The following is a 24,688-nucleotide window of genomic DNA, read 5'->3' on the forward strand; positions in this document are numbered from 1 at the left end:
ATGTTCTCCCATGTCACACTCGGCGCGGATGATCTCGACAAGGCCGTCAGGTTCTACGACGCGGTTCTGGGAGAGATCGGCATGCATCAGAGGGTGGTCGAACCGGATGGCGGGCCGGAGGCCCGCTGCTGGGTCCGATCCGAAGCACCCTACCCGCGCTTCTACGTCTCCGAACCCTTCAACAAGGCCCCCGCAAGTTCCGGCAACGGCACGATTCTGGCCTTCGTCGCACCGTCCCGTGAAGCCGTCGACCGTGCCCACGCCGCAGGCCTCGCCCATGGCGGCACGGACGAAGGCGCGCCGGGCCTGCGCCCGCATTACGCACCCGATTATTACGGCGCCTACCTGCGTGACCCGTCCGGCAACAAAATCCATTTCGTGCATCGCAATGAGCTGACCGCCAGCTTCGGCATCGCGCCATAAGTTCATGCGCAATACCCTCGCCACCTCTCCGTTTGCCCTGATCGCCCTGATCGCCACTCAGAGCTTCTGCGCTCTGTTTTTTCTCCTAGATGTCATCACGGACTTGGGAGAGATCGGCGGCAAGCCCACCTCGCATCTCCTGGTCGAAGCCCTGGCCTCCGGCACGCTTGTGCTCGCAATCCTGATGGAAGTGCGCATGATCCTGAGCCTCATGCAGCGCAAGGCCCGACTTGAAGACAGCCTGAAAGAAGCGTCCCGCGCCGTGTTCGAGGTGATCGAGAGCCATTTCGAGATGTGGAGCTTGTCACCGTCGGAGCGCGATGTCGCGAGCTTTCTCGTGAAGGGCTTTTCCATCTCGGAAATCGCCGAACTGCGCGGCAACAAGGAAGGCACGATCAAGGCCCATCTCAATGCGATCTATCGCAAATCCGGCACGCGCAACCGGGCAGAGCTGATGTCCGTGCTGATCGATTCGCTGATCTAAAGCGTTTTGCTTTTTATCTGAAACAGGGAAAAAGCAAAACGCAGTGCATCGTATGAGCGGTGCGAGCGCTTCACATTAAATCTGTGATTCAGATTTAATGTGAAGCGCTCTAGTGTCACCCCCGGCTTCGCCCGAGGTTGCATAACGTAAAAACCCCGCACGAAAGGCGGGGTTTCTTTGTTTCGAACCTTACAAAACGCTTATTCGGCAGCCTGCGTGGTGTCATCGCTCGACGTGGTTGCGGGAGCCTGCGTCTCACCTGCATCCTGTGCGGCGGCAGCGGCCTCCGCCTCTTTCTCGGCCTTGGTCTTGCGCGGTTTGCGCGGAGCGCGCGGTTTTTTCGGCTTCGGCTGATCCTCTGGCGTCTCGACAAGCCCCGTATCGGAGTTCTCGGAACCGGTCTCGCTCTCGACAAAGACCAGATCGGGCTGGTCGCCTTCGCCCACAACCTGTTGCGCCTGTTGCTCGTCGCGCCGGCGCTGACGTTCGGCGCGCTCGGCCTCCTGACGATCGCGGCGTTCCTGTTGCTCGCGCTCCTGCTGCTCGCGCTGCGCTTCCATCTCTTTCTGCGCTTCGCCCAGCATCCGCAGGTAATGTTCCGCATGCTGCTGGAAGTTCTCGGCCGCCACACGGTCGTTCGAGAGCTGCGCATCGCGGGCGAGCTGGTTGTATTTCTCGATGATCTGTTGCGGCGTGCCGCGCACCTTGCCCTCGGGGCCGGAGCTGTCGAAGACACGGTTGACGATATTGCCAACGGAACGGTTGCGGTTGTTCTTGGACCGCGAACGGTTTTTCGAGGATCTCATACGGTGTTCTTTCGAGCCTATATCTCGTTAATCGAGCCTGTGTGCCGGATTCTCGGACCGGCTTTTGAAGCTGGCTTGTCTGTCCCAATGCGCTCCCGCTCTGTCGGGAGCCCTCAACGTCAAAGCTGTGCAGGGTAACTGCGTCGGGGAGCAACCTCCCGTCTGGCGCACCTTTCTGTAACCTTGTCTTATCAGGCATTACAAGCAGTTTTTACACGTTACCGGTACCATTTTGCGGCATTTCGCCGGAAAAATATCGCGAAACCGCAGAGTTCTCGCTGTTTGGGCCGTATTTGGCGCAAATGCGCTACCAATCCGCTAAGACCGGCAAGAAACCGGGAAGAGATTGCGAAAAGGCCTGTCGTTTTCCTATTTCGCGGCATTGCGCGGATGCGGATTCGGGGCCTGCGCCCGCACCACCCGGTCACGCCCGTCGAGATCGGCGATTACCCGCACGCCCTTCAGCCCCTCGGCCAGAAACAGGTCCGACACCGCAGCGCCCTGCGTCGGGCCGATTTCGACGATCAATCGCCCGCGTGGCGCGAGATGTGTCCGCGCGCCTTTGGCAATCGCGCGATAGGCCGAAAGCCCGTCCGCCTCATCCGTCAGCGCCATGCGTGGCTCATGCGCCAGTTCCGGGGCGAGAGAGGGCATTTCATCAAGAGCGATATAGGGCGGGTTCGACACGATCAATTCGAACCGGCCCTCGATCCCGTCCCACCAATCGGCCTGTTGAAAACCTGCGCGCGTGGCAAGCTCCAGCCCTTCGGCATTCGCGCGCGCCACATTCAAGGCAGCTTCGGACAGATCGGTCCCGAGCCCCTTGGCCAGAACCTGTTCCGCAAGCAATGTCAGAAGAATAGCCCCCGATCCCGTACCGAGATCGAGCACGGAACTGAATGGGCGGGACAAAGCCTCTGCGATCAGAATCTCAGTCTCCGGGCGCGGGTCGAGCACATCGCCGCTCACCTTGAAGCGCCATCCGTAAAACTCCCGGTAGCCCAGAATATGCGACACCGGTTCGCGCCTCACCCGCCGCCCAATCGCCGCCTCGAACGCCGCCCGGTCCCCCTCCGGGATCGCATCCGGCATCACCAGCGTAAGCCGCGACGGCGCCACGCCCAGCACATGCGCCATGAGCAAACGCGCATCCCGGGCGCCACCTTCGATCCCCGCTTCCGCGAGCCGTTTCGTGCCCTCGATGAGCGCGGCCTGAACCGTCATCCCGCCATCTCCGCCAGCAAGCCCGCCTGATGATCCGAAATCAGCGCGTCGATCATCTCGTCGAGATCGCCGCCCATCACCTGATCGAGTTTGTAGAGCGTCAGGTTGATGCGGTGATCGGTCATCCGGCCCTGCGGGAAATTATAGGTGCGGATGCGTTCGGAACGATCCCCCGAGCCGACCTGCGATTTGCGGTCCGCCGAGCGTTCGGCGTGGAGTTTCTGCCGCTCCGCATCGTAAAGCCGTGCGCGCAGCACATTCATCGCGATCTCGCGGTTGCGGTGCTGGGATTTTTCCGAGGAGGTCACCACGATCCCGGTCGGCAAATGCGTGATCCGCACCGCCGAATCCGTGGTGTTGACGTGCTGCCCGCCCGCGCCGGAACTGCGCATGGTGTCGATGCGAATGTCCTCGGGTCGGATCTCGATATCCACCTCCTGCGCCTCCGGCAGGACCGCCACAGTCGCCGCAGAGGTGTGAATCCGTCCGCCGCTCTCCGTCTCCGGCACGCGCTGCACCCGATGCACGCCGCTTTCGAATTTCAGCCGGGCAAAAACGCCCTCCCCCTCGACATTGGCGATCACTTCCTTGATGCCGCCCAGCTCGGTCTCCGCCAGTTCGATGATATCGAAGCGCCAGCCCTTCGCCTCGGCATAGCGCTGGTACATGCGCAGCAGATCGCCCGCGAACAGGGATGCCTCATCGCCCCCGGTGCCGGGCCGGATTTCAAGGATCGCGGAACCGGTGTCGGCGGCATCCTTCGGCAAAAGTGCGATCTGAAGCGCCTCTTCCGCCTCCGGCAACCGTGCTTTCAACTCTGGCAGTTCCTCTTCCGCCAGCGCCTTCATCTCCGGGTCCGACAGCATCGCCTCGGCCTCCGCAATATCCTCGCTCAGTGTCTGGTAGGCGCGGATTTGCGCCACCACCGGCCTGAGCCCGGCATATTCACGGCCCAAAGCGACAATATCGCCTGTCCCCTGCGCCATGGCGGCTTCAAGGAATTCGAAACGTTGCAGAATCTGCTGGAGACGGTCTTGAGGTATCATGAGGCGATCTGTTGCGCTGAAAACCGAGGCGGGTCAAGATGGCCAAGCTAAAACCCCGCCGCTGCGATCCACGCATCCGCGCGCCGCCCGTTCACCCCGAAATCCGATTTTCCGAAGCGTAACCGCGCGAGGATCACCACCTCCGCGCCACTCTCGTCTGAGCGCGCGGAGATCGTGGTGAAATCGGGGAAACCCCAGAAAGCCGAGCGCGTACGGTAGGTCAGACGCCCCTCCTCGACCGAACCGGCGACGCGCCGTGTGCGCGGTTCGGTTTCGGCAATCGCCGCCAGCCGCGAGAGCGCCTCTTCCGGTGACAGCGGCACGCTCACCAGCCGTTTTACCCCTCCGGGCGCGGGATCGGATGCGGCAAACGGGTCGATATGCCAGCGCGCGCCATCGGTCGGTGCAAGGCGGATAAACCCCTGCAACGCAATGAACCCGATGATAATCGCCCAGATCAGCATTTTCATTCTTTCCGCCGCGTCCAGCCATAGAGCGCGATGATTTCCATCGCCACATGGGCACCCGCCACCGCCGTCGCCCCCGTCGTGTCATAGGGCGGCGAGACCTCGACGACATCGCCGCCGGTCAGGTTCACCCCCGCCAGATCGCGCAGGATCGCCGCCGCCTGCCAACTTGCCAGCCCGCCCCAGACGGGCGTGCCGGTGCCGGGTGCAAAAGCCGGGTCGAGACAGTCGATGTCGAAGGTCAGGTAACAGTTGCGGTCGCCCACAATCTTTTTCACCTCACTCGCCACCCAGGCGGCCCCGCGCTCATGCACAGTCCGCGCGTCGATGATATTGACGCCCAGAGTGTCCGGATTATCGGTCCGAATGCCGATCTGGACCGAGGTCTTCGGGTCGATGAGGCCGGTTTTCACCGCCTTGTAGAACATCGTGCCATGGTCGATGCGGGTCAGGTCGTCATCCTGCCACGTATCGGAATGCGCATCGAAATGGATGAGGCTGATTGGCCCGAATTTCTCCGCATGCGCCTTGAGGATCGGGTAGCTGATGTAATGATCGCCACCCAGAACGAGGCTCCCGGCCCCTGCGGCCAGAATGCCCCGGATGTGATCCGTCAGCCGCTCGGGAAACTCGGAAACCATCGCGTAATCAAACGCCAGATCGCCGTAATCCACGATATTGAATTCATCCAAGGGCGAATAACCCCAGCCATAGGGCGCGTCAAAAGGCTGCAAACTGGACGCCTCGCGGATCGCCCGTGGCCCAAGTCGTGTGCCGGGCCGATTGGTCACCGCCTGATCGAAGGGCACGCCGGTGATGGCGAGATCAACACCGGTGAGGTTTTTGGTGTAACGGCGACGAAAGGCGGAAAGCGCACCACCGAAGGCATTTTCATAGGCCAACCCGCGCCCGGAACCGGTAAAGGCCACATCGATCTGATGTTTCGCGTCTTCGAGCGCCATATCCGGCTCCTCCCCCTTCTGTCTTGCCTCACTCTAGCGTTCCCGATGGCCAAGTCCATCGGATGTTACGGTTCTGAAACATCAAAGCCCCCCGTCATGAAGACGAGGGGCCTGAGATGGTCGAAATGGACCATCGGGGGGGAACGTGACTTCGGATCGTCGGATCAGAAGCGGAAGCTCACGCGCGCACCGAGCGTGGTCGCGGAGAGGTCTTCACCGCTGTCGTCGAATTCGTCGAATTCGTTTTGCAGCAGTTCGGCACCCACGGTCATGCTGTCGGTCACGGCGTAATCCATGCCGATACCGTAGACATAGCCGGTGTCATTGTAGGAGCTGCCGTTGATATCGGCGTTGGCATAGGCCGCACCGACCACACCGTAGACCAGAGCCGGCCCCATGTCGTAACCGGCACGCAGTTTCAGACGGGTCAGATCATCGAGGTCCGAAGTGTCGTTTTCCAGTTCCGTGGCGTTGTACTCAAGTTCGCCACCGAGGACGAAATCGCCGAAGTCGTAATCATAACCGCCGTACACGCCGTAGGTCATGTCATCGGCGTCATCCAGCGCGTCGGAGCCCCAGCCATAGCCAAGCGTCGCACCGACGTAACCGCCGGTCCAGTCGGTGCCGGAAACCGGCATGACGGGGGCGGGAGTGATCACCGGCTGTTCGACGACCGGCTCGGAATAGCCACCGGCGAAGGCCGGAGCAGTCAGAGCGAAAGCGGCCAGAGCGAGTGCCGGGGTTGCGATACGTTTCATGTTCATTCTCCTTGTACTGCCTCGTTCAGAGGTGATGCCTTGATCGACATCTCAACGAGAGACATAGACAAAACGTTCCCGAAAAACAGAGGGGAGGAAGTCACGCCAGCGTGAGGAAACCGTGAGGTACCCTAAATCGGTGAAAAGCTGCCGAACCGGTCTTCAGGACAGGCAAGAACTGGCCGAAGGGAAAATATCCACAAGAAATTCGACCGCTCAGGCGTCGGAATTCTTCTCTTCGAGCGTAAGCCACTCTTCCTCGGCTGCCATCAGCGCCTCTTGCCGCTGCGACAGCATCTCGGTCGCCTTTTTGAACTTCACCGGCTCGCGTGTGAACAACTCCGGGTCGGCCAGAAGCTCACCGAGCTTGGTAATTTCCGCCTCAAGGCGTTCGATTTCCGCAGGCAAGGCTTCGAGACGGTGCTTTTCCGTGAAAGACAACCCGGACTTTGCCGGTGCGGTCTTCTGCGCCGGTTTCTCCGCTTTCGCCTCGGGCTTTGTCGCCGCTTTCACATGCGGTTTCTCACTGGAAAACCCGCTGTCACCGCGCTGCGCCAGATAATCGGACCAGCCGCCAGCATAAAGCGTCGCGGAACCATCGCCCGGAACCGCCACTGTCTGCGTCGCCACCCGGTCGATGAAATCGCGATCGTGAGACACCAGAAGAACCGTCCCCTCGAAATCCGTGAGCAATTCCTGCAACAGATCGAGCGTCTCGATATCGAGATCGTTGGTAGGCTCGTCGAGCACCAGCACGTTCGACGGCTTTGCCATGATCTTCGCCAGCAAAAGCCGTGCCTTTTCGCCGCCCGAGAGAGACGCCACCGGCGCGCGCGCCTGGGCTTCGGAAAACAAAAAGTCTTTCAGGTAACCGACCACATGTTTCGGGGTGCCGCGCACCATGACCTGATCGGCCTTGCCGGAGACCGAAATCTCCTTGTCCGAGGTCATCGCCTCCCAAAGCGTCAGGTCTTCGCGAATATTGGACCGCGTCTGATCGAACACCGCCATGTCGAGCTTCGTGCCCAGTTTGATGGTACCCGTGTCCGGCCCCATCTCACCCGTAAGCATCTTGAGAAGCGTCGTCTTCCCCGCCCCGTTCGGCCCCACGAAAGCGATCCGGTCACCGCGCGCCACCTTGATCGAGAAATCACGGACGATCACGCGATCACCGAAGCTCTTGGAAATGTGATCGGCCTCGACCACCCGCTTGCCGGATTTCTCCGCCACTTCGAGTTCCATCGCCGCCGTGCCCTGACGTTTGATCTGGCTCGCGCGTTCCGCCCGCAAATCCTGAAGCGCCCGAACCCGGCCCATGTTGCGTTTGCGCCGCGCCGAGATGCCTTCAACGGCCCACCGCGCCTCCGCCTTGATCTTGCGGTTCAATTTATGCCGCTGCTGGTCTTCTTCATCCCAGATCTTGTCGCGCCATTCCTCGAACGCCTCGAAGCCCTGCTCCTGACGCCGCACCTCGCCCCGGTCGATCCAGAGCGTCGCACGTGTCAGGTGATTGAGGAACGCCCGGTCGTGGGAGATCAGCACAAAGGCCGTTTTGGTCAGTCGTAGTTCCTCTTCGAGCCAGGCAATCGCTTCGATGTCCAAATGGTTGGTCGGCTCGTCCAGCAGCATCAGCCCCGGAGCCTCGGCCAAAAGCTTCGCCAAGGCCGCCCGCCGACGCTCGCCGCCCGAGGCGGTGGCAACCGGCGTGGACGGGTCGAATTTCAACCCCTCGGCCACCATGTCGACCTTGTAGCTCTCCGCCGCATCGAGTTGCGAGGCCGCGAAATCACCCAAGGTCTCGAACCCCGACAAATCCGGGTCCTGCTCCATATAGCCGACCGTGATCCCCGGCCCCAGAACCCGGCTGCCCCGGTCCGTCTCGACAAGCCCCGCCATGACCTTCATGAGCGTCGACTTGCCCGAGCCGTTCCGGCCCACAAGAGCGACCCGGTCGCCCTCCTGAACAACGAGAGACAGCCCGTCAAAGACAGGGTTTCCACCAAAGGTGAGCGAAATGTCGGAGAGTTGTAAAACCGGTGCGCGTGCCATGCCGCACCGCTACTCGGGTGCCGCAAAAAGGTCAATGATCATGTCATGTGATGCGCCGCGTCACAAAGCGACGTTGGACAGCCCGGCTCCCTCTTTATAGCTTGTCCTCATGTTCGATTATTCCCTGCTCCACTGGACCACCTTCTTCTCCGCTGTCCTCTTGCTCAATCTCGCGCCGGGGCCGGATTTCGCCTTCATCCTCGGCCAGACGCTGCGCGGCGGCAAGCGTGCGGGCTTTGCCGCCATGTTCGGTATCTGGATCGGGGCGATGGTGCATGTGGTGATGGCCGCCGCCGGATTGTCGGCGATCCTGATGACCTCTGCCGTCGCCTTTTCCATCGTGAAATGGGTGGGTGTCGCCTATCTCGTCTGGCTCGGCATTCAGGCGCTGCGCTCGGACGGCAGCGCATTTCTGAGCGACAAGGACGTCGCGGGCCCGCGCCTCAACCCTTGGGCGATTTTCCGGCAGGGCGTCTTCACCGACATTCTGAACCCCAAGGTCGCACTGTTCTTTCTGGCCTTCCTGCCACAATTCGTGGTCGAAGGCGCAGGCCCCCTGCCAGCGCAACTCTTTCTGCACGGCACGCTGATCATCGTCACCGCCGCCCTCGTCGAGCCGCCGCTGATCCTCATGGGCGACCGCCTCGGAGCCGCCCTGCGCCGGTCTCAGACCTTGGGCAAATGGATGGAACGCTCTCTTGGCGCGATTCTCATCGCACTCGGACTGCGCCTTGCGCTGGAAAAGCGCTGAGCCTCACTGACCGGCCCTGTGCAAAACTGTATGGCATCGGATCAAGGCATTTGGCAGCGTTTCCTGCTATAAGCTCCCCATCGGCAACCAAAAGCGTTCCGTCACAACTCTGGGCCAGAAACTTGGCGCAGCACCGCACCTTCTGATGTCTCAGCGTCAAGATGTAACGCTTTATTATCGGGAGGACTGATCATGAGATCGAAAAACTGGCTTCCGACGTCCTGGCTTGGACATAAAGAGGCCGAAACCCCCTTCGCAACGCTCCGGGATCAAATCGAATCCCTGTTCGACGATTTCAGCGAAGGTATGTCCCTTCCTGACCACACGTTCGCCATGAACAGCAACGTCAGTGAAACGGACGACGCAATCACCGTCACCGCGGAGCTTCCCGGGATGACGGAAAACGACGTCACCGTCTCGGTCAGCGGCAATCGTCTGACCATCGAAGGTGAAAAGAAAACCGAAACCGCGTCCGATGAGGACAAGGACGACAAGACCGCCCGCGCCTATCACCGGATCGAACGCTATTGCGGCAGCTTCCGGCGGGTGATGAGCCTGCCGTTCGACGTGGACCCGGACAGCGTGGCCGCCGAAATGAAAGACGGCGTGCTGACGCTCACCCTGCCGAAACCGGCAGAGGCCAGGTCCGAGGCGCATAAGATCGAGGTCAAACACGCGGCCTGATCGTTCAAATATCACGAACAAAGGCCCCTTCGGGGGCCTTTGCGTTATCCGGCGACCGAGCGCAGCAGTTTCTTGCGCGCGGGCGGGATGGATTTGATTTCCACCCCCGTAAACACATGGATCGTGTTCAGATCGCGGTCCACCACCGCGTGATCCGACACCCAGCCTCCCATCATCAGATAAGTCTTGAGCAAAGGCGGCATGGCCCGCGCGGCGCGCTTGGCATCCGGCTTGCGCCGCAGCCGCGCGGCGAATTTGAACACGTTCGGCGCTTTCACCTTCGGCAAAAACCGTTTCGGCCCTAGATGACGGTGTTTCAGCATCGCCAAAGCATCGGCATGCAGCGCCCAATCGGCACCGTGAAAGGACGAACAGCCAAACAGCAGTTCGACATTCGCCTCGTCGACATAGCGTGTCATCGCCCCCCAGGCGATGCGCAGGATGTCCGGGTCGTGACATTCCGGGTGAATGCAGAAGCGCCCCATCTCCAGCATCCGGCCCTCATACTCCGCAAGCCCCTCAAGCCCATAGAACTGCGCCGAATAGCTGCGGGAGATGTCCGCCCCGCCCGCAAGATCGAGAAAGCGGTAGGTACAGACGAGCCGCCCCGTCTTGCGCTCCTCGATCAGGACATGACGGCACAACCCGTCAAAATCGTCCGCCTCAAGCCCGTCAAGGCGTTCGGCGGCCCCGGTTCCGGCCACGAAGGCGAGATAGCGCAAACGCTGCGCCGCTTCGATATCCGCGCGGGTTTGCGCGAAGCGCACCGTATAACGGCCTTTGAGCAGGTTGAACATCGCGAAGGCTTCCTTCCGCTTTCACCAATATCATACCATAAGACTATGGGGTCGCCTCTTCATGCCTGCAAGAGATGACGATTTCTTGACGTCTTGTCACAAAGCCACAGCCAACTATCTTGCCCCTGAACAAGACAAAGGAGCACGCCATGCCGAGAATCGAAAAAACGGATGCCGAATGGCGCGAGGAGCTGGACCCGGAAACCTACCGCGTCACCCGCCAGCACGGCACCGAGCGCGCCTTTTCCCATCCGGGCTTTCCGAAAGCGTCGGGGGCATTTACCTGCGCCTGTTGCGGGGCGGAACTGTTCCGGCAGGAGAACAAGTTCGAGTCGCATTGCGGCTGGCCGTCCTTCGATCGCACGAAAGAGGACGCACCGGTGGGCGAGACCCGCGATACCTCCTTCGGCATGATCCGCACCGAAGTGCATTGCGACGACTGCGGCGCGCATCTGGGCCATGTCTTCCCGGACGGGCCGCGCGAGACGACGGGGATGCGCTATTGCATCAACGGCGTGTCGATCCGTTTCGTGCCGGACTGAAAAACCGCGCCCGACATCGCCAAACCTGCCCTTTAAGGGTTTTCCGATGGCGAAAATACTCAAAATAAAAGCCGCCCCGAAACCATCGCGGGGCGGCTTTTTGTGTCGGCTCTCTGCGCAGGCTTACTGCAAAAGCTGTTCCGCAGAGATGTTGCCAAGACCGCCAAAGAGCTGTTCGAGGAAGGTCACGCCCTTGATGTTGTCGTCTGTCACACGACGCTCCAACACCACCACGCGGCCCTGTTCAAGCCCGAAGCGCTCAATGTTGCTGACCACGCCACGGCTGTCGAAAGATATCGCGACCACCTGCCGGTCCACCTCTTTCGGCTCGAACGCGCCGTAGTGGCGGAATTGCGAGCGCACGTAATACCAGCCGGAATTGTCGCGAATCCCCTCGATCCCCGGCGCGCCGATCACATCGGCCACCGTATCCTTGGTATCGACACCCACCACGACCTGCGCCAATTGCTCGGACGAGGGCACATAGCCATGGTTGCGGAACTGCGCCACACAGGCGCTCAGGGACAGGATCAGCGCCAGCCCCAGAAGAGCTTTCGCCACGATTGCGGCCCCTCGCGGGAAAATACGGTCGGACATATGCCCCCTCTTGCCTTGTGTGCTTGCGCCTCGTATCCGTATCCGGCTTATAGAAACAGCGCCCGACGATCAAGGAGACTTCCACAATGGGACACGACGGCCTGCACAGCTGGGGCAGCCCTTTGCACCTACGCGATCTTTCCGACGCCCATGCCCATTCCTTCCGCCTGGTGCCCTCCAGCGAAGATCTGGAGGAAATGGCGACAACTCTGGGCCTCAGTTCGGTGCGGAAAGTGAAATTCGAAGGCCGGATGATCCCTGTCGGCAAACGCGACTGGCGGCTCGAAGGAGAACTCGGCGCCACCGTGGTGCAGCCCTGCGTGGCAACCCTCGTGCCGGTGACCACCCGACTCGATGTGCCTGTGAACCGCACCTATATCGCCGATCTGCACGAGGAATTTCACCCCGAACAAGAGCTTGAGATGCCGGAGGACGACACCGTCGAACCTCTGCCCGCCACCCTCATCCTCTCCGCCGTCGCCGAAGAGGCTCTGGCGCTCGCCGCCCCCGATTATCCCCGCGCACAAGGGGCCGAGCTGGGCGTGACACAGTTCACAGAGCCGGGCAAAACGGCAATGAGCGACGAGGATACGAAACCTTTCGCAGCCCTCAAGGCGCTGCGCGACAAGATCGACAAAGACGGTGGAGAAAACGGCGAATAACCGCCTCTAAAACACCGCAAACAAAAGACTTGCATGGAATCGCAAAGCGAGTATGTTCCCGGCCTCGCTTCCATGCACGTCTTTGACGCGTCTCTGACCGGGGACGGACGAGGGCGCAGACGGAAATTATGGTGCAAACCATGGTTTACACTCTGCCCGCGAAGGCCTATGAAGCGCCAAAGTTTTCACCGGGTATGAGGCCCGGACTTGTATCAGGGGCCCAAGGCCCCGCCCACCAGAGGCACGGGATCGCAAGACCCCCTGCCCGTTGCTACCGAGGTTGAGACATGGCTGTCCCTCAGAATAGAGTTACCCGCTCCAAGCGGAACATGCGCCGCGCCCACGATGCTCTGGTCGCCGGCAACCCCGCCGAGTGCCCGAACTGCGGCGAGTTGAAACGCCCCCACCACGTCTGTGGCGCTTGCGGCCATTACGATGACCGTGAAGTCGTCGCTCAGGCCGACGAGATCGACCTCGACGAAGACGCGGCGTAAGTCCGATTCCCCGACTGGCGTTCTGATGAGCATGAGCCCGTCCGAGACTTCTTCCGGCACCTCTGCCCCGGCGATCACGGGACAGGGGTCCGAGCATAAAGACACGGACAGCAGGGCCACGGACAACAAGGGCCGTCTCGGCGCTCGTGAGGGGATTCAGGTCACGCTTTCAATCGACGCCATGGGTGGCGATCGTGGACCGGCGGCGGTTGTCGCCGGTATTGCACGTTCTGCGTCCAAAAATCCCGCGCTCAGGTTTATCGTCCACGGCAACGGGGCCGAGCTTCAGAAGCTCATCCGCAAACGCAAGGTCCTGCGTGATCGCGTCGAGATTCGCGACGTGCCGGGTGTTGTCACCATGCATGACAAACCCTCGACGGCGATGCGCCGCACCGACACGTCAATGCGCTCCGCCATTGACGCGGTGAAGGATGGCGAGGCGCAGGCCTGCGTCTCCTGTGGCAACACCGGCGCGCTGATGGCGACCTCGATGATCCGCCTGCGCAAGCTGGAAGGTGTCAACCGCCCGGCCATCGCCTGCCTCTGGCCCTCGCGCAATGTGCAAGGGTTCAACGTCATGCTCGACGTCGGCGCCGACATCCGCGCCGATGCCCAGGATCTGCTGCAATACGCGATGATGGGCGCCTCCTATGCCCGTAATGGGCTTGGCCTTGAGACGCCGCGCGTGGGCCTTCTGAACGTCGGCACCGAGGAGCACAAGGGTCGCGCGGAGTTGAAAGAAGCCAATGAGCTGATCGAGAACGCTTCCGGCATTGGCGGCTATGAGTTCAGAGGCTTCGTCGAGGGCGGCGATATTCCCGGCGACCGGGTGGACGTGATCGTCACCGACGGGTTCACAGGCAACATCGCGCTCAAGACCGGCGAAGGCACTGCGAAGCTCGTGGGCGATCTTCTCAAGGAGGCGTTCAAGGCGACACCGCTGTCGCGCATCGCCGCCCTGCTCGCGCTCACCTCGCTCAAACGTCTGCAAAAACGAATCGATCCGCGCCGTGTGAACGGCGGGGTCTTCCTCGGGCTCAGGGGCACCGTGGTCAAATCCCACGGCTCGGCCGACGCCACGGGCGTCTCAGCTGCGATCAAACTCGCCTATGAGCTATCCGCCTCGGGCTTTACCGATCGTTTGGCGGCACGGGTTGCATCCGCCGTCGCCACATCGCAAAATGACGGAACGTCATAAATAACATAAGGCCTTGTCCATGACAGTCCGGGCAGTCGTCGCTGGTGTGGGACACTATCTCCCCGCCCGCGTGGTCGAGAACGCAGAGTTCGAAAAAACCCTCGATACCACCGATGAATGGATCCGCACCCGTTCCGGGATCGAGCGGCGTCATTTTGCCGCCGAAGGGGAAACCACCTCCATGATGGGGGCCGAGGCCGCGCGCGCCGCGCTCCGGGACGCGGGGCTTGAACCCTCGGACATCGACGCGGTGATCGTCGCCACCTCGACGCCGGATCTGACCTTTCCCTCGGTCGCGACGATGATTCAAAACGCGCTCGGCATGTCCTGCGGCTTTGCCTTCGATGTGCAGGCGGTCTGCGCGGGCTTCATCTACGCGCTCTCGAACGCCAATGCCCAGATCGTCTCCGGTCAGGCCAAACGCGTGCTCGTCATCGGGGCCGAAACGTTTTCGCGTATCATGGACTGGGAAGACCGCTCGACCTGCGTGCTCTTCGGCGATGGCGCGGGCGCGCTGGTGCTGGAGGCCCGTGAAGGGGCCGGAACACCGCAGGACCGCGGCATTCTCGCCGTCGATCTGAATTCCGACGGTCAGTACAAGGAGATGCTCTATGTCGATGGCGGTGTCTCCACCACCGGCACTTCGGGCAAACTCCGGATGCAGGGCAATGCACTCTTTCGTCAGGCGGTGCAGAAACTCGCCGAAACCGCCGAGACCGCAATCAGCAAAGCCGGGCTGACCGATGCCGATATCGACTGGATCGTGCCGCATCAGGCCAATATCCGCATCATCGAAGGCACCGCGAAGAAACTCGGTCACTCGATGGATCGGGTCATCGTCACCGTGCAGGATCACGGGAACACCTCCGCCGCCTCGATCCCGCTTGCCATGTCGGTCGGCAAGGAGCGCGGTCAAATCAAGGCAGGCGACCTTTGCGTCGCCGAGGCGATCGGCGGCGGGCTGGCCTGGGGGGCGGTGGTGTTGCGCTGGTGACGTAGGGTCATCTTAGCCGGCGCTTGGCGGCAGGTTCCGGCGCCTCAACTGCCCGAGCCAAGTCATTGATATTGACGCAAGCTTACCAAACTGCCACTCTCCGGGACAATCGTTCCGCAGGGGGAGAAAAATGACCAAGACCTTGACCCGCATGGATCTCAGCGAAGCCGTATTTCGCGAGGTCGGCCTGAGCCGCAACGAATCCGCAGCGCTCGTCGAAAGCGTGCTGGCGCATATTTCCGACGCACTCGTCGAGGGAGAAACCGTCAAGATTTCGTCCTTCGGCACCTTCTCGGTACGCGCCAAAGCCGAACGTGTCGGGCGCAACCCGAAGACCGGCGACGAAGCTCCGATCCCGGCCCGCCGGGTTCTGACCTTCCGTCCTTCGCATCTGATGAAGGACCGCGTGGCGGCGGGCAACAAGTCGTAAATCCGCTTAAAGGTTTGATCTACAATGGATAAATCACCGGACGCCTTCCGCACGATCAGCGAGGTTGCCGATTGGCTGGATACGCCCGCGCATGTGTTGCGGTTCTGGGAAAGCCGGTTCACCCAGGTCAAACCGGTCAAACGCGCGGGCGGGCGGCGCTATTACCGCCCCTCCGACATGGCGCTTCTGGGCGGGATCAAGAAACTGCTTCATGACGATGGTATGACCATTCGCGGCGTGCAGAAACTGTTGCGGGAGCACGGGGTGAAATATGTCGCCTCGCTCTCGCCGGTGATCGAGGGCGTCGAGCCAATCACCGCACCAACGCCCGAACACAGCCCGATTCCCCCTGTGCCGTCCGCCCCCATGGCTGAAATGGTGCCGCAGGACGATTTCGAACCGACCGAACCGGAAAAACGTGTGATTCCCTTTGCCCGCCCGGACACGACCACGCCGCCCACAGCCGAGGTCGCATCAGAGGAACGAAGCGAAGACCTCACGCCGGAAGCCTCCGTCGCGAACGCACATGACAGCGAGACGCCTGCCGCTGCTCCGGCACCGGTTGCCGGAGGCCGGGCCGGTCAGACCTCCTTCGACTTCGACCACGGGCCAATGGCTGATCTGTTCGAAAAACCCGATCCCATCGAAGCGGATGAAGACATCACCGAAGATGACATCGAATTCGACACGACCGCCGAGAGCGCGACAGACGACGCCGAAATGACGGCGGAGGACGAGGCGATTCTCACAGCGGGCATCGGCACAATCGAGCCGGAGATCGCAGAGGAAACGAGCGAAGAACCTTATGTCGCAACAGATTTTTCCCCGGCTGAAGCCACGGCTTCGGTTGGCCGTGAATTCGCCCTGCCGGAAGACCCCTCGGACGACGACGATATTACAATCATGTCTCCGGGCATTGTCGGTCAGTTGAACCATCGCAAGTTGTGTCATGTGTCGCAGCATGAAATCGCCGCGCTGTTGAGCCGCGTGGAAGCCCTACGGGCGCGCATTGCCGGGTGATCTCATCGCGCCCGGAATTTGCCCTGAAATTTACGGGGGATGAGCCAAATTAACGCTTGCCCCTGCTACGGAAATCACTATGTAAGGGGTCCACGTCGGGCTATAGCGCAGCCTGGTAGCGCGTCCGTCTGGGGGACGGAAGGTCGCAGGTTCAAGTCCTGCTAGCCCGACCAAAACACCTCAAAACCGCTCGCAGCCTCTGGGCTTGCGGGCGGTTTTGCGTTAAAGCTTTCGGATCGGAAACAAGGGTTTGAGGACCCGGGGAGGACGACATGGGTGTTTTGGCCGATCATGCCATTCGGGACATGCTGACACGCGGCGAGATCACGGCCAGCCCGGCGGTGATCGACGCACAGGTGCAGCCCGCCTCCCTCGATCTGCGCCTTGGCACGCGCGCCTGGCGGGTGCGGGCCTCGTTTCTGGCGGGCGAAGGCCGCACGGTCTCCGAACGCCTCTCCGAGTTCGAAATGCATCAGATCGACCTGACCGATGGTGCTGTTTTGGAAAAGGGCTGTGTCTATGTCGTGCCGCTGATGGAACGCCTCGCCCTGCCCGAGGGCATTCAGGCCGTCGCCAATGCCAAAAGCTCGACCGGGCGGCTCGATCTTCTGACCCGACTGATCACCGACGAGGGCGTCGAATTCGACCGCATCGCGCCCGGTTACGATGGCCCGCTTTATGCCGAGATTTGCCCCCGCTCCTTCTCCGCTCTCGTCCGCCCCGGCATGCGGCTCAATCAGGTGCGGTTCCGTGCCGGACAATCGGTGCTGAACGACGCAGAGCTTGAGGCGCTGCACAAAGAGAGCCCTCTGGTGAACGGTCATGCGGTGATTGATCAGGGCCTTGGCTTTTCCGTCGATCTCAAACCCGCTGAAGGCACGCTCGTCGGTTATCGCGCCAAGCCGCACACCGGGGTGATCGACCTCGACAACATCGGCTTTTACGACCCGGCGGAATATTGGGAACCGATCTATTCCAAAACCGGCCAGATCATCCTCGATCCCGGCGCCTTCTACATCCTCGTGAGCCGTGAAGCGGTGCACATTCCGCCCGATTACGCCGCCGAAATGGCCCCCTATCTGGCCATGGTCGGCGAGTTCCGGGTGCATTACGCGGGCTTCTTCGATCCGGGGTTCGGCCATGCCGGGGCTGGCGGCGCGGGTGCGCGCGGCGTACTCGAAGTGCGCTGTCACGAAGCGCCTTTCGTGCTCGAACATGGGCAGATCGTCGGGCGTCTGGTCTACGAGCGGATGGAAAGCCGCCCCGACCGGCTTTACGGTGCCGATCTGGCGTCGAATTATCAGGGGCAGGGGTTGAAATTGTCGAAGCATTTCGCCTCTTCAACAAAATGAAATGCAAATCCGTGTCATTGCCGTTGGAAAAGCGCTCAGGCGATCCATCGGCTAAAACATGCCACATATGGTAGTCACCCTGCCCCTGCGCACAAAAATTTGCTCGTGCCAAGGAACATTCGGACACACTGGTTTGTTGATACTCCGTACTGCGCAGCATGGCTGTGCGATGAAACAGGAGTAAAACATGACTTTCAAACTCAAGACGCTTGTCACCGCCACCACCACCGCGGCTCTGCTGTCGGCTCCGGCCTTCGCCGCGATGACGGCGACCGCGACGACGGATCTGAACTTCCGTGCGGGTCCGGGCGCCCAATACAAGACGCTCGGCACGATCGGTGCCGATGAAAGCGTGACTGTGGAAGGCTGCATCGGTGCGGGTGACTGGTGTAAAGTCGAAGTCAATGGCCAAAGCGGCTGGGCCTATTCGCCCTACCTGACGACCCCGGTGAACGATGAGCCGGTATTGATCTACCAGAACCAGAAACAGCTCGATATCGAGACCGTGACCTATGACGAAACCTCCACCGGCGAGGCCGCTCTGGCAGGCGGCACTTTCGGCGCGCTGGCCGGGTCTCTGATCGTGGGTGGTCCCGCTGCGATTGCCGCCGGTGCCGTCCTTGGCATGGCGGGCGGAGCCGCCGCCGACCCCGATCCGGTGACCGTGACCTATGTCACCGAACACCCGGTTGAGCCGGTCTGGCTCGACGGTGAAGTCGTGGTGGGCGCCGGCATTCCGGACAACATCGAGACCTACGAGATTCCGGACAGCGATTTCCAGTACATCAATGTGAACTCGGAAACCGTGATCGTGAACCCGGAAGACCGTCGCATCGTGAAAATCATCCGCTGATACAACCCTCAGCGTTTCTCTGATCACGGGCCCCTCGCACTGGCGGGGGGCCTTATTATATTGTCACAGCCGTAAAAACCGGGCTTCGGGCCCCCGAAGCGGAAGGTCCTTATGAGGTGTTCTTACAATGAACACGTCGTCAGACTGTGAAAGACCAAAATCCGAGCAAGGGATCAGAACCGCCCGATCCGGCGCGACAGGCGGGAGATTTTGCGCGCATTCTGCACGGTCTTCTTTGCCTGTCCCGCTAGGCGCTTTTGCGCTTGCTGCTCTTCTTCGGGCGTCAGCTTCGCATCCTGCCCGGTCTTGGCAGAGCGTCGCTTTGCAAGGTGTTTGGTTCCTGCATCTATCCCCACGTCGACACCCTTGTTCACAAAGGTGCGGATCGTGCGATTGATGATCATCGAGATCAATCTGTCCAAATTCATGACGGCAGGCCTTCCGATTGTGGTCTCTATGTCATTTGCGATGTGTCATTCGCGATCCCGGTTACTCCCGGAATAAGGTCATTCCACGGCGCGCATGAGGAAACATGAGGAAAGAGGTGGTTTTCTTAAGCCTCATCCTCGAACAGGTCGTCCTGTTCCTCGTCCTCGTCGCGTTCCTCATCGAGGCCCGGCATCGGACGGCTTTCCAGAAGCCCCGCTGCCCGCAACTCCTTGACCCCCGGAAGATCGCGTGCCGTCTCCAGACCGAAATGATCGAGAAACGTCGGCGTCACCACATAGGTCACCGGACGTCCCGGCGACATGCGCCGCCGCCCGAAGCGAATCCATTCCAGCTCGATGAGCTGATCCAGCGTGCCGCGCGAAACGGACACGCCGCGGATTTCCTCGATCTCGGCGCGGGTGCAGGGCTGATGGTAGGCGATGATCGCCAGAGTTTCAATCGCCGCCCGGCTGAGTTTGCGGGTCTCGACCGTCTCTTTTTGCATCAAAAAACCGAGATCGGGCGCCGTGCGGATCGCCCAGGCATCCCCCACGCGCACCACACGCACGCCACGCCCCTCATAGCGCTTCTGCAACAGTTCGAGGGCCGCTTTCGGATCGCAGCCATGCGGCATCCGCCCCGCAAGATCGGTCAGGCTCACCGGATCGGTGGAGGCGAAAAGTACGGCCTCGACCATGCGCTCCTGTTCGGCCAAAGGCGGTGCCTCGAACAGGCTCTCCTCCTGATACTGCTCTTCAGCCATGGTCTCTCCGTCTTGCTTTGATCTGGATCGGCGCAAAGGTTCCGCCCTGTCGAATCTCGATCTGCCCCTGTTTGACGAGTTCCAGCGAGGCCGCAAAGGTCGCCGCCGTCGCTGAGCGGCGTTTCTTCGGGTCGAGCTCCCACCCCTCTGGCAGATAAGACGACAGGTCCGCCCATTCGACCGCGTATGGGATCAGGTAACGCAGCTTTTCCAGCGCCTGTTCCATCGACAGGATCGCCTCGCGATCAAGCACGAAGGGGCGGAACTCGTCCTTGGTTCTGACCCGCGCATAGGCCTGCATCAGATCGAGCAGGCTCGCCGTATAAGTGACATTGCGCAGGCGTTGTACCTCTTCGGGAATGCCGCGCACGAAGAAATCCCGGCCCTTCTGATCACGCGCCATGAGTTTCGCCGCCGACTCGCGCATCGCCTCCAATCGCTGAAGCTGGAAGGCCAGGTGCGCGGCCAGTTCCTCGCCGGACGGCCCCTCGTCCGTTGGATCGGGTGGCAGCAGCAGGCGCGATTTCAGAAACGCCAGCCAGGCCGCCATCACCAGATAATCGGCAGCCAGTTCGATCCTGAGTTCCTTCGCCTTCTCGACGAAGAGCAAATACTGCTGCGCCAGATGCAGGATCGAGATTTTCATCAGATCGACCTTCTGCGTGCGCGACAATTGCAGCAAAAGATCGAGCGGCCCCTCGAACCCGTCGACATCCACGATCAAAGCCTCGGCGGCGAGGCGTTCCTCGACCGTCAGGATGTCGGTGATGTCGAATTGATCGGGATCGGCCATAAGGGCCCCTTACTCTGGGCTTACAAAGTTAAAAACTCTTCTGCCAGCGCGTCCGTGTCAATGGGCACATAGGTGGGACGGCTGTCCACCGCCCGCTCGGCACGCGCCTGCGCCCGCGGATTCATCTCTCCGAGCGCCGCGATCTCTTCCATCTCCGCGAGATCGCCGTTGCAATGCAGCACGAGATCGCAACCCGCACTCAATGCCCTCTCTCCGCGCTCGCGCAGCGTGCCTTCAAGTGCCCCCATGGAAATGTCGTCGGTCATCAGGAGCCCCTGAAAACCGATTTCTTCACGGATCAGCCGGATCGCCGCCGGGCTTTGTGTCGCCGGGCGCTCGGGGTCAATCGCCTCCATGATGATATGCGCGGACATGCCCATGCTCAGATCGTTCAGCGCCTTGAAAGGCGCGAAATCCGGCTCAAGATCCGCCAGAGAAGCCGTTACCCGTGGCAGGCCCTTATGGCTGTCCACCGTGCCCCGCCCGTGCCCCGGCAGGTGTTTCATCACCGGCGCCACACCGCCCGCCGCCATGCCTTCGACCAAAGCGCGCCCCATACAGGCGACCACTTCGGGGTCTTCGGAAAAACACCGGTTGCGCAGAAAAGGATGGGTCTCGGCACGGGCCACGTCGAGACCCGGCACGCAATTCACATCAATGCCGACTCTGTGCAGATCCTCCGCCAGAAGCCGCCCGCGCAGCCACATGGTCCGCCCCGGATCGCGCGCCTGTTGCACCTGATCCATGGGCGGCAGGAATTCGCGCCAGTGAGGCGCGCGCATCCGTTGCACCCGCCCACCTTCCTGGTCGATCAGGATCGGCGCATCACGCCCAACCGCCTCTCGCAAAGCGCTCGTGAGAGCGCAAAGCTGTTCCGGCGTGTCAACATTGCGCGCAAAAAGTATAAATCCCCATGGGTTAGAGGCCTTAAAGAAAGAAACTTCGGAAGATGTAAGGGCAAGTCCCTCACATCCAAGAATAAAAGCGCCCTGCCCCATGGGTGTTTCCAGCGCTTAACGCTGAACCGTCGGCGTACAGGCCGCGTTCATCGAGGTCATCGCCGCACAGAACCGGTTGGCATCAGAAGCATCGGCAAACCCATAGGCACGCAGGCGGTAGAACGTCTTGCCCCCGCTTTCCGCCCGTTCGATCACCCGCGTCTTGCCGTCCATCAGATCGCTGAAACGCCCGGTCAGACGCTCCCATTCGGAACGCGCAATATCTTCGGACTGGTAAGCGCCGAATTGCACCAGACGACTGCCCACGGGCACTTCTTCCGGGGCCATTTCCGCACTCTCGGCGGCCCCAAGGGCGGCGAGAATATCACCGGCCACACCGTCGAGGCTCGCGCTACTTTGCTCCGTAGCCAGAGAGGCCAGACGCACCGGGCGCGGTTTCGGCATCGGCACGGCCTTCGCGTCGGCAACCGATGCCTCATCAAGCATCTCCGGCTCGGCCGCCGCCACCTCTTCGACACCTTCGAGTTCGAGCGGGTCTTCCTCCACCGCCACCTGTTCGAGTGGCGCAGAGCCCGGTTGCACAGCATAAGCGGAACCGGACGGCTCATAGGAACTCAGCACCGGCTGAATATTGGCCATCGGCTGATCCTCCTCGGTCAGCGCCGCGGTAGCGGGGGCCAGAACATAGCGGTCGGCGGGTGGCGCGGCAGACCCGTCCGCGGTCACGGAATTGACCGCAAGCCCTTGGTGCATCGCCAGTTGCCCCCCCGGATCGTCAGGCAGAAGGCGTGCAGCCCCTTCCATGGCACGGATCACCGGCACACCGGTCACATCGCGCACCATGAGCTTGTAACCCCAGATGCCAAGCCCAAGGATCAGCACCAGCGAGACAATGGCACCGCCCCATTGTGCCGGGCCAAGATGAGGCCGCTCGGAAACTTCGTCAGACAACATCTCCGTGGTGTCGTAGACATAGGCGGGACCGGCATCGTAAGAGGCGCGCGGGTCCTGAAACCCGGTCGCGGTATGACGCGGTGACTGTTGCTCAAAATGCACATGTCCATCGGCGAAAAGACGATCCGCATCCGGTCTTTGGCGCAGTCCGGGGTGCTCATAAGCGGTGTGCGGCGCACCGCGCGTCACCTGCGGCTCCGGTCGCTGCCAGTGATTTTCATGGGAAGAATATTCGTCCGCCTGCGGCGACGCATAGCCCATACGAGGGCCGTTCGGCACGTCCTGCATCCTTTTCGCCTCGCTCGTTTCCCGCTTTGTTTCCCACGGGTTATCATCTGCTCTTAAGGGGCCGCATGAGGATCTTTTGCCCTCGTTATCAAACGGCCCCTTTTGGGGGTTTTCGGTCTTTTTGAAAGCGCAGCCTGACGGTTCAGCGCATTTCTTCGGCCGGTGTCACCCCAAGGATACCAAGCCCTGCGGAAATCACAACGGCCACGGCACGCGGCAGGGCGATTTTTGCCGCCGACAGGTCCGCATCGTCCTGCAGGAAGCGCAGCGCCTCATTCTCGTTGCCCTTGTTCCAGAGTGCGTGGAAGTCGGAGGCCAACTCATAGAGGTAGAAGGCGATCCGGTGCGGTTCGTGGCCTTTCGCGGCGATCTCCACCTGACGCGGGAAGTCGGCGAGCTTACGCGCCACGGCAATCTCCGCCGGATCATCGAACTTCGGCGTGTCGCTGAGCGTCACGCCCTGCTCCGCAGCCTTGCGCAGCACGGAACAGACCCGTGCATGGGCATATTGCACATAGAACACCGGGTTGTCTTTCGACTGTTCCAGAACCTTGTCGAAATCGAAATCCAGCGGCGCATCGTTCTTGCGGGTCAGCATGATGAAGCGGGTCACATCCTTGCCCGCCTGCTCGACCACATCGCGCAGGGTCACGAAGGTGCCTGCGCGTTTCGACATTTTGAACGGCTCGCCGTTCTTGAACAGCTTCACCAACTGGATCAGCTTGATGTCGCAATCGACCTTGCCATCGGAGAGCGCCGACACCGCCGCTTTCATCCGTTTGACATAGCCGCCGTGATCGGCACCGAACACGTCGATGATGCCGTCATAACCGCGCTTCACCTTGTCATAGTGATAGGCGATGTCCGGCGCGAAATAGGTCCAGGAGCCGTCGGATTTTTTCACCGGACGGTCCACATCGTCGCCATGGGCGGTGGACTTGAACAACGTCTGCTCGCGCGGCTCCCAATCCTCCGGCGTCTTGCCTTTCGGCGGCTCAAGCACGCCTTCGTAGATCAGCCCCTTGTCGTCGAGCTCCTTCAAAGCGGCCTCGATCAGCCCGGTGCCGTAGAGCGATTTTTCCGAGAAGAAATTGTCCATGGTCACGCCGAGAGAGGCGAGATCGGCGCGGATCATCTTCATCATCTCGTCGGTCGCGAATTCGCGCACCTCGTCGATCCACTGCTCTTCGGGCGTGTTCAGGAGCCGCTCACCGTATTTGGCCTTAAGGGCTTCGCCCACCGGTTTGAGGTAATCGCCCGGATACATGCCCTCTGCAATCTCCGGGTTCAGCCCGTTGGCCTCACGGTAGCGCTCAAAGGCGGAGCGGGCCAGCACATCGACCTGCGCACCGCCGTCGTTGATGTAATATTCCCGTGTCACGTCAAAGCCCGCGAAATCCAACAGGGATGCGAGCGCATCGCCGAACACCGCGCCACGCGTGTGCCCGACATGCATCGGCCCCGTCGGGTTCGCCGACACGTATTCGACGTTGATCTTCTTGCCCGCACCCATGGTGGAGCGGCCATAATTCTCCGTGCTCAGCACGGTTTCCACGAGCCCGGACCAGACGCCTTGCACCAAACGCAGGTTGATGAACCCCGGCCCCGCCACATCGACCGTCTCGATACGGGGATCGGTGGCGAGTTGTGCGGCCAGCTTCTCGGCAATATCGCGCGGCTTCGCTTTCGCGGGTTTCGCAAGAACCATCGCGGCATTGGTCGCCATATCGCCATGCAGCGGATCGCGCGGCGGTTCCACCGCAACGTTGGCAAAATCGAGCCCCTCGGGCAGAACGCCCTCGGCGGTCAGCGCCGCAAGGCTGTCGATCACAAGGACACGGATATCGGCGAACAGGTTCATGACGTCTCTCTAACTTATAGCTTGGCGCGGGTTTACCACGCGTATGGC

Annotated in this window: 28 protein-coding genes and 1 tRNA gene; 14 read left to right on the forward strand and 15 right to left on the reverse strand. The window is 61.3% G+C overall.

The annotated features are described in order from the left end of the window. Together C8N42_RS03860 and C8N42_RS03865 are read left to right on the forward strand one after the other, a co-directional pair. On the forward strand, positions 1 to 423 hold the full coding sequence (locus tag C8N42_RS03860; RefSeq protein WP_107815225.1) for a VOC family protein: 423 nt from the start codon (positions 1 to 3) through the stop codon (positions 421 to 423). Between the two features lie 4 nt (positions 424 to 427). Next, complete coding sequence (locus C8N42_RS03865) at positions 428 to 907, forward strand: helix-turn-helix transcriptional regulator (protein WP_107815226.1); 480 nt, start codon at positions 428 to 430, stop codon at positions 905 to 907. A gap of 200 nt (positions 908 to 1,107) precedes the next feature. Here C8N42_RS03865 and C8N42_RS03870 read toward each other — a convergent pair whose 3' ends face one another. From C8N42_RS03870 to C8N42_RS03900, 7 genes are all read right to left on the reverse strand, one after another. Further along, positions 1,108 to 1,713, reverse strand: coding sequence for a DUF4167 domain-containing protein (locus tag C8N42_RS03870; RefSeq protein WP_107815227.1), 606 nt, complete (start codon positions 1,711 to 1,713; stop codon positions 1,108 to 1,110). 369 nt (positions 1,714 to 2,082) lie between these two features. Continuing rightward, entirely contained in the window at positions 2,083 to 2,937 is an 855-nt protein-coding gene (prmC, locus tag C8N42_RS03875; protein WP_107815228.1) for a peptide chain release factor N(5)-glutamine methyltransferase, read from the reverse strand. Beyond that, a complete protein-coding gene (gene prfA / locus C8N42_RS03880; RefSeq protein WP_107815229.1) occupies positions 2,934 to 3,983 on the reverse strand; it encodes a peptide chain release factor 1 in 1,050 nt (349 codons plus the stop codon). The genes prmC and prfA overlap by 4 nt, the downstream gene beginning before the upstream one ends. A gap of 47 nt (positions 3,984 to 4,030) precedes the next feature. Then, positions 4,031 to 4,453, reverse strand: a complete 423-nt coding sequence (locus C8N42_RS03885) for a DUF1499 domain-containing protein (RefSeq protein WP_107815230.1) — start codon at positions 4,451 to 4,453, stop codon at positions 4,031 to 4,033. After that, positions 4,450 to 5,412 (reverse strand): agmatinase, encoded by a 963-nt coding sequence (speB, locus tag C8N42_RS03890; protein WP_107815231.1) that lies wholly within the window; start codon positions 5,410 to 5,412, stop codon positions 4,450 to 4,452. The genes C8N42_RS03885 and speB overlap by 4 nt, the downstream gene beginning before the upstream one ends. 164 nt (positions 5,413 to 5,576) lie before the next feature. Beyond that, entirely contained in the window at positions 5,577 to 6,170 is a 594-nt protein-coding gene (locus C8N42_RS03895) for an outer membrane protein (RefSeq protein ID WP_107815232.1), read from the reverse strand. A gap of 216 nt (positions 6,171 to 6,386) precedes the next feature. Beyond that, positions 6,387 to 8,219, reverse strand: coding sequence for an ABC-F family ATP-binding cassette domain-containing protein (locus C8N42_RS03900; protein WP_107815233.1), 1,833 nt, complete (start codon positions 8,217 to 8,219; stop codon positions 6,387 to 6,389). Between the two features lie 109 nt (positions 8,220 to 8,328). On the opposite strand from C8N42_RS03900, the gene C8N42_RS03905 reads away from it, so the two are divergent. Further along, positions 8,329 to 8,970, forward strand: a complete 642-nt coding sequence (locus tag C8N42_RS03905; RefSeq protein ID WP_107815234.1) for a LysE family translocator — start codon at positions 8,329 to 8,331, stop codon at positions 8,968 to 8,970. A 192-nt stretch (positions 8,971 to 9,162) separates the two neighbouring features. Further along, positions 9,163 to 9,654, forward strand: coding sequence for an Hsp20/alpha crystallin family protein (locus C8N42_RS03910; RefSeq protein WP_107815235.1), 492 nt, complete (start codon positions 9,163 to 9,165; stop codon positions 9,652 to 9,654). A 44-nt stretch (positions 9,655 to 9,698) separates the two neighbouring features. Here the strand turns inward: C8N42_RS03910 and C8N42_RS03915 are convergent, their stop codons facing one another. After that, positions 9,699 to 10,451 carry a GNAT family N-acetyltransferase gene (locus tag C8N42_RS03915; protein ID WP_107815236.1) on the reverse strand — a complete coding sequence of 251 codons (753 nt, stop codon included), beginning with the start codon at positions 10,449 to 10,451 and terminating at the stop codon, positions 9,699 to 9,701. A 149-nt stretch (positions 10,452 to 10,600) separates the two neighbouring features. Between C8N42_RS03915 and msrB the strand changes: the two genes are divergently transcribed. Beyond that, a complete protein-coding gene (msrB, locus tag C8N42_RS03920) occupies positions 10,601 to 10,993 on the forward strand; it encodes a peptide-methionine (R)-S-oxide reductase MsrB (protein ID WP_107815237.1) in 393 nt (130 codons plus the stop codon). Between the two features lie 123 nt (positions 10,994 to 11,116). On the opposite strand, the gene C8N42_RS03925 is transcribed toward msrB, so the two are convergent. Continuing rightward, complete coding sequence (locus C8N42_RS03925) at positions 11,117 to 11,590, reverse strand: outer membrane protein assembly factor BamE (protein WP_107815238.1); 474 nt, start codon at positions 11,588 to 11,590, stop codon at positions 11,117 to 11,119. Positions 11,591 to 11,676: 86 nt separating this feature from the next. Between C8N42_RS03925 and C8N42_RS03930 the strand changes: the two genes are divergently transcribed. The 9 genes from C8N42_RS03930 (at position 11,677) to C8N42_RS03970 (ending at position 18,593) form a co-directional block, all read left to right on the forward strand. Next, positions 11,677 to 12,252 carry a YceD family protein gene (locus C8N42_RS03930; protein ID WP_107815239.1) on the forward strand — a complete coding sequence of 192 codons (576 nt, stop codon included), beginning with the start codon at positions 11,677 to 11,679 and terminating at the stop codon, positions 12,250 to 12,252. Between the two features lie 287 nt (positions 12,253 to 12,539). Next, a complete protein-coding gene (gene rpmF / locus C8N42_RS03935; protein ID WP_107815240.1) occupies positions 12,540 to 12,746 on the forward strand; it encodes a 50S ribosomal protein L32 in 207 nt (68 codons plus the stop codon). A gap of 25 nt (positions 12,747 to 12,771) precedes the next feature. Next, the gene (plsX, locus tag C8N42_RS03940; RefSeq protein ID WP_281261412.1) at positions 12,772 to 13,944 is read left to right on the forward strand and encodes a phosphate acyltransferase PlsX; all 1,173 of its coding nucleotides are present in this window, start codon (positions 12,772 to 12,774) and stop codon (positions 13,942 to 13,944) included. 19 nt (positions 13,945 to 13,963) lie between these two features. Further along, complete coding sequence (locus C8N42_RS03945; RefSeq protein ID WP_107815242.1) at positions 13,964 to 14,938, forward strand: beta-ketoacyl-ACP synthase III; 975 nt, start codon at positions 13,964 to 13,966, stop codon at positions 14,936 to 14,938. Between the two features lie 130 nt (positions 14,939 to 15,068). Beyond that, positions 15,069 to 15,368 carry an integration host factor subunit alpha gene (gene ihfA, locus C8N42_RS03950; RefSeq protein WP_107815243.1) on the forward strand — a complete coding sequence of 100 codons (300 nt, stop codon included), beginning with the start codon at positions 15,069 to 15,071 and terminating at the stop codon, positions 15,366 to 15,368. Positions 15,369 to 15,392: 24 nt separating this feature from the next. Then, positions 15,393 to 16,388: a MerR family transcriptional regulator gene (locus C8N42_RS21835; protein WP_245889957.1), complete on the forward strand. Its 996-nt coding sequence runs from the start codon at positions 15,393 to 15,395 to the stop codon at positions 16,386 to 16,388. 96 nt (positions 16,389 to 16,484) lie between these two features. Beyond that, a tRNA-Pro gene (locus C8N42_RS03960) sits at positions 16,485 to 16,561 on the forward strand. Positions 16,562 to 16,660: 99 nt separating this feature from the next. Continuing rightward, positions 16,661 to 17,740, forward strand: coding sequence for a 2'-deoxycytidine 5'-triphosphate deaminase (locus C8N42_RS03965; RefSeq protein ID WP_107815244.1), 1,080 nt, complete (start codon positions 16,661 to 16,663; stop codon positions 17,738 to 17,740). Positions 17,741 to 17,927: 187 nt separating this feature from the next. Beyond that, a complete protein-coding gene (locus C8N42_RS03970) occupies positions 17,928 to 18,593 on the forward strand; it encodes a DUF1236 domain-containing protein (RefSeq protein ID WP_107815245.1) in 666 nt (221 codons plus the stop codon). A 173-nt stretch (positions 18,594 to 18,766) separates the two neighbouring features. Here C8N42_RS03970 and C8N42_RS03975 read toward each other — a convergent pair whose 3' ends face one another. From C8N42_RS03975 to argS, 6 genes are all read right to left on the reverse strand, one after another. Then, positions 18,767 to 19,021: a hypothetical protein gene (locus tag C8N42_RS03975; protein ID WP_107815246.1), complete on the reverse strand. Its 255-nt coding sequence runs from the start codon at positions 19,019 to 19,021 to the stop codon at positions 18,767 to 18,769. A 125-nt stretch (positions 19,022 to 19,146) separates the two neighbouring features. After that, entirely contained in the window at positions 19,147 to 19,785 is a 639-nt protein-coding gene (scpB, locus tag C8N42_RS03980; RefSeq protein WP_107815247.1) for an SMC-Scp complex subunit ScpB, read from the reverse strand. Next, positions 19,778 to 20,578 carry a segregation and condensation protein A gene (locus C8N42_RS03985; RefSeq protein WP_107815248.1) on the reverse strand — a complete coding sequence of 267 codons (801 nt, stop codon included), beginning with the start codon at positions 20,576 to 20,578 and terminating at the stop codon, positions 19,778 to 19,780. Before C8N42_RS03985 ends, scpB begins: the two co-directional genes overlap by 8 nt. Before the next feature lie 20 nt (positions 20,579 to 20,598). Continuing rightward, positions 20,599 to 21,576 (reverse strand): beta-N-acetylhexosaminidase, encoded by a 978-nt coding sequence (gene nagZ, locus C8N42_RS03990; protein ID WP_107815249.1) that lies wholly within the window; start codon positions 21,574 to 21,576, stop codon positions 20,599 to 20,601. A 15-nt stretch (positions 21,577 to 21,591) separates the two neighbouring features. Continuing rightward, positions 21,592 to 22,779 (reverse strand): SPOR domain-containing protein, encoded by a 1,188-nt coding sequence (locus tag C8N42_RS03995; RefSeq protein WP_107815250.1) that lies wholly within the window; start codon positions 22,777 to 22,779, stop codon positions 21,592 to 21,594. 142 nt (positions 22,780 to 22,921) lie between these two features. Then, a complete protein-coding gene (gene argS, locus C8N42_RS04000) occupies positions 22,922 to 24,640 on the reverse strand; it encodes an arginine--tRNA ligase (RefSeq protein ID WP_107815251.1) in 1,719 nt (572 codons plus the stop codon). Positions 24,641 to 24,688: the final 48 nt, after the last annotated feature.

This window comes from Celeribacter persicus, assembly GCF_003050785.1.
Classification (GTDB): Bacteria; Pseudomonadota; Alphaproteobacteria; order Rhodobacterales; family Rhodobacteraceae; genus Celeribacter; species Celeribacter persicus.

Bases quoted from the DNA above. Each gene is read 5' to 3' on its own strand.
- C8N42_RS03930 (WP_107815239.1), top strand. From the start codon at position 11,677: ATGGGACACGACGGCCTGCACAGCTGGGGCAGCCCTTTGCACCTACGC.
- C8N42_RS03860 (WP_107815225.1), top strand. From the start codon at position 1: ATGTTCTCCCATGTCACACTCGGCGCGGATGATCTCGACAAGGCCGTC.
- C8N42_RS03965 (WP_107815244.1), top strand. From the start codon at position 16,661: ATGGGTGTTTTGGCCGATCATGCCATTCGGGACATGCTGACACGCGGC.
- speB (WP_107815231.1), bottom strand. From the start codon at position 5,412: ATGGCGCTCGAAGACGCGAAACATCAGATCGATGTGGCCTTTACCGGT.
- C8N42_RS03905 (WP_107815234.1), top strand. From the start codon at position 8,329: ATGTTCGATTATTCCCTGCTCCACTGGACCACCTTCTTCTCCGCTGTC.
- argS (WP_107815251.1), bottom strand. From the start codon at position 24,640: ATGAACCTGTTCGCCGATATCCGTGTCCTTGTGATCGACAGCCTTGCG.
- C8N42_RS03985 (WP_107815248.1), bottom strand. From the start codon at position 20,578: ATGGCCGATCCCGATCAATTCGACATCACCGACATCCTGACGGTCGAG.
- C8N42_RS03925 (WP_107815238.1), bottom strand. From the start codon at position 11,590: ATGTCCGACCGTATTTTCCCGCGAGGGGCCGCAATCGTGGCGAAAGCT.
- prfA (WP_107815229.1), bottom strand. From the start codon at position 3,983: ATGATACCTCAAGACCGTCTCCAGCAGATTCTGCAACGTTTCGAATTC.
- C8N42_RS03910 (WP_107815235.1), top strand. From the start codon at position 9,163: ATGAGATCGAAAAACTGGCTTCCGACGTCCTGGCTTGGACATAAAGAG.
- C8N42_RS03900 (WP_107815233.1), bottom strand. From the start codon at position 8,219: ATGGCACGCGCACCGGTTTTACAACTCTCCGACATTTCGCTCACCTTT.
- prmC (WP_107815228.1), bottom strand. From the start codon at position 2,937: ATGACGGTTCAGGCCGCGCTCATCGAGGGCACGAAACGGCTCGCGGAA.
- scpB (WP_107815247.1), bottom strand. From the start codon at position 19,785: ATGGCTGAAGAGCAGTATCAGGAGGAGAGCCTGTTCGAGGCACCGCCT.
- nagZ (WP_107815249.1), bottom strand. From the start codon at position 21,576: ATGGGGCAGGGCGCTTTTATTCTTGGATGTGAGGGACTTGCCCTTACA.
- msrB (WP_107815237.1), top strand. From the start codon at position 10,601: ATGCCGAGAATCGAAAAAACGGATGCCGAATGGCGCGAGGAGCTGGAC.
- C8N42_RS03870 (WP_107815227.1), bottom strand. From the start codon at position 1,713: ATGAGATCCTCGAAAAACCGTTCGCGGTCCAAGAACAACCGCAACCGT.
- C8N42_RS03995 (WP_107815250.1), bottom strand. From the start codon at position 22,779: ATGCAGGACGTGCCGAACGGCCCTCGTATGGGCTATGCGTCGCCGCAG.
- ihfA (WP_107815243.1), top strand. From the start codon at position 15,069: ATGACCAAGACCTTGACCCGCATGGATCTCAGCGAAGCCGTATTTCGC.
- plsX (WP_281261412.1), top strand. From the start codon at position 12,772: ATGAGCATGAGCCCGTCCGAGACTTCTTCCGGCACCTCTGCCCCGGCG.
- C8N42_RS03970 (WP_107815245.1), top strand. From the start codon at position 17,928: ATGACTTTCAAACTCAAGACGCTTGTCACCGCCACCACCACCGCGGCT.
- C8N42_RS03915 (WP_107815236.1), bottom strand. From the start codon at position 10,451: ATGTTCAACCTGCTCAAAGGCCGTTATACGGTGCGCTTCGCGCAAACC.
- C8N42_RS03945 (WP_107815242.1), top strand. From the start codon at position 13,964: ATGACAGTCCGGGCAGTCGTCGCTGGTGTGGGACACTATCTCCCCGCC.
- C8N42_RS03885 (WP_107815230.1), bottom strand. From the start codon at position 4,453: ATGAAAATGCTGATCTGGGCGATTATCATCGGGTTCATTGCGTTGCAG.
- C8N42_RS21835 (WP_245889957.1), top strand. From the start codon at position 15,393: ATGGATAAATCACCGGACGCCTTCCGCACGATCAGCGAGGTTGCCGAT.
- rpmF (WP_107815240.1), top strand. From the start codon at position 12,540: ATGGCTGTCCCTCAGAATAGAGTTACCCGCTCCAAGCGGAACATGCGC.
- C8N42_RS03975 (WP_107815246.1), bottom strand. From the start codon at position 19,021: ATGAATTTGGACAGATTGATCTCGATGATCATCAATCGCACGATCCGC.
- C8N42_RS03865 (WP_107815226.1), top strand. From the start codon at position 428: ATGCGCAATACCCTCGCCACCTCTCCGTTTGCCCTGATCGCCCTGATC.
- C8N42_RS03895 (WP_107815232.1), bottom strand. From the start codon at position 6,170: ATGAAACGTATCGCAACCCCGGCACTCGCTCTGGCCGCTTTCGCTCTG.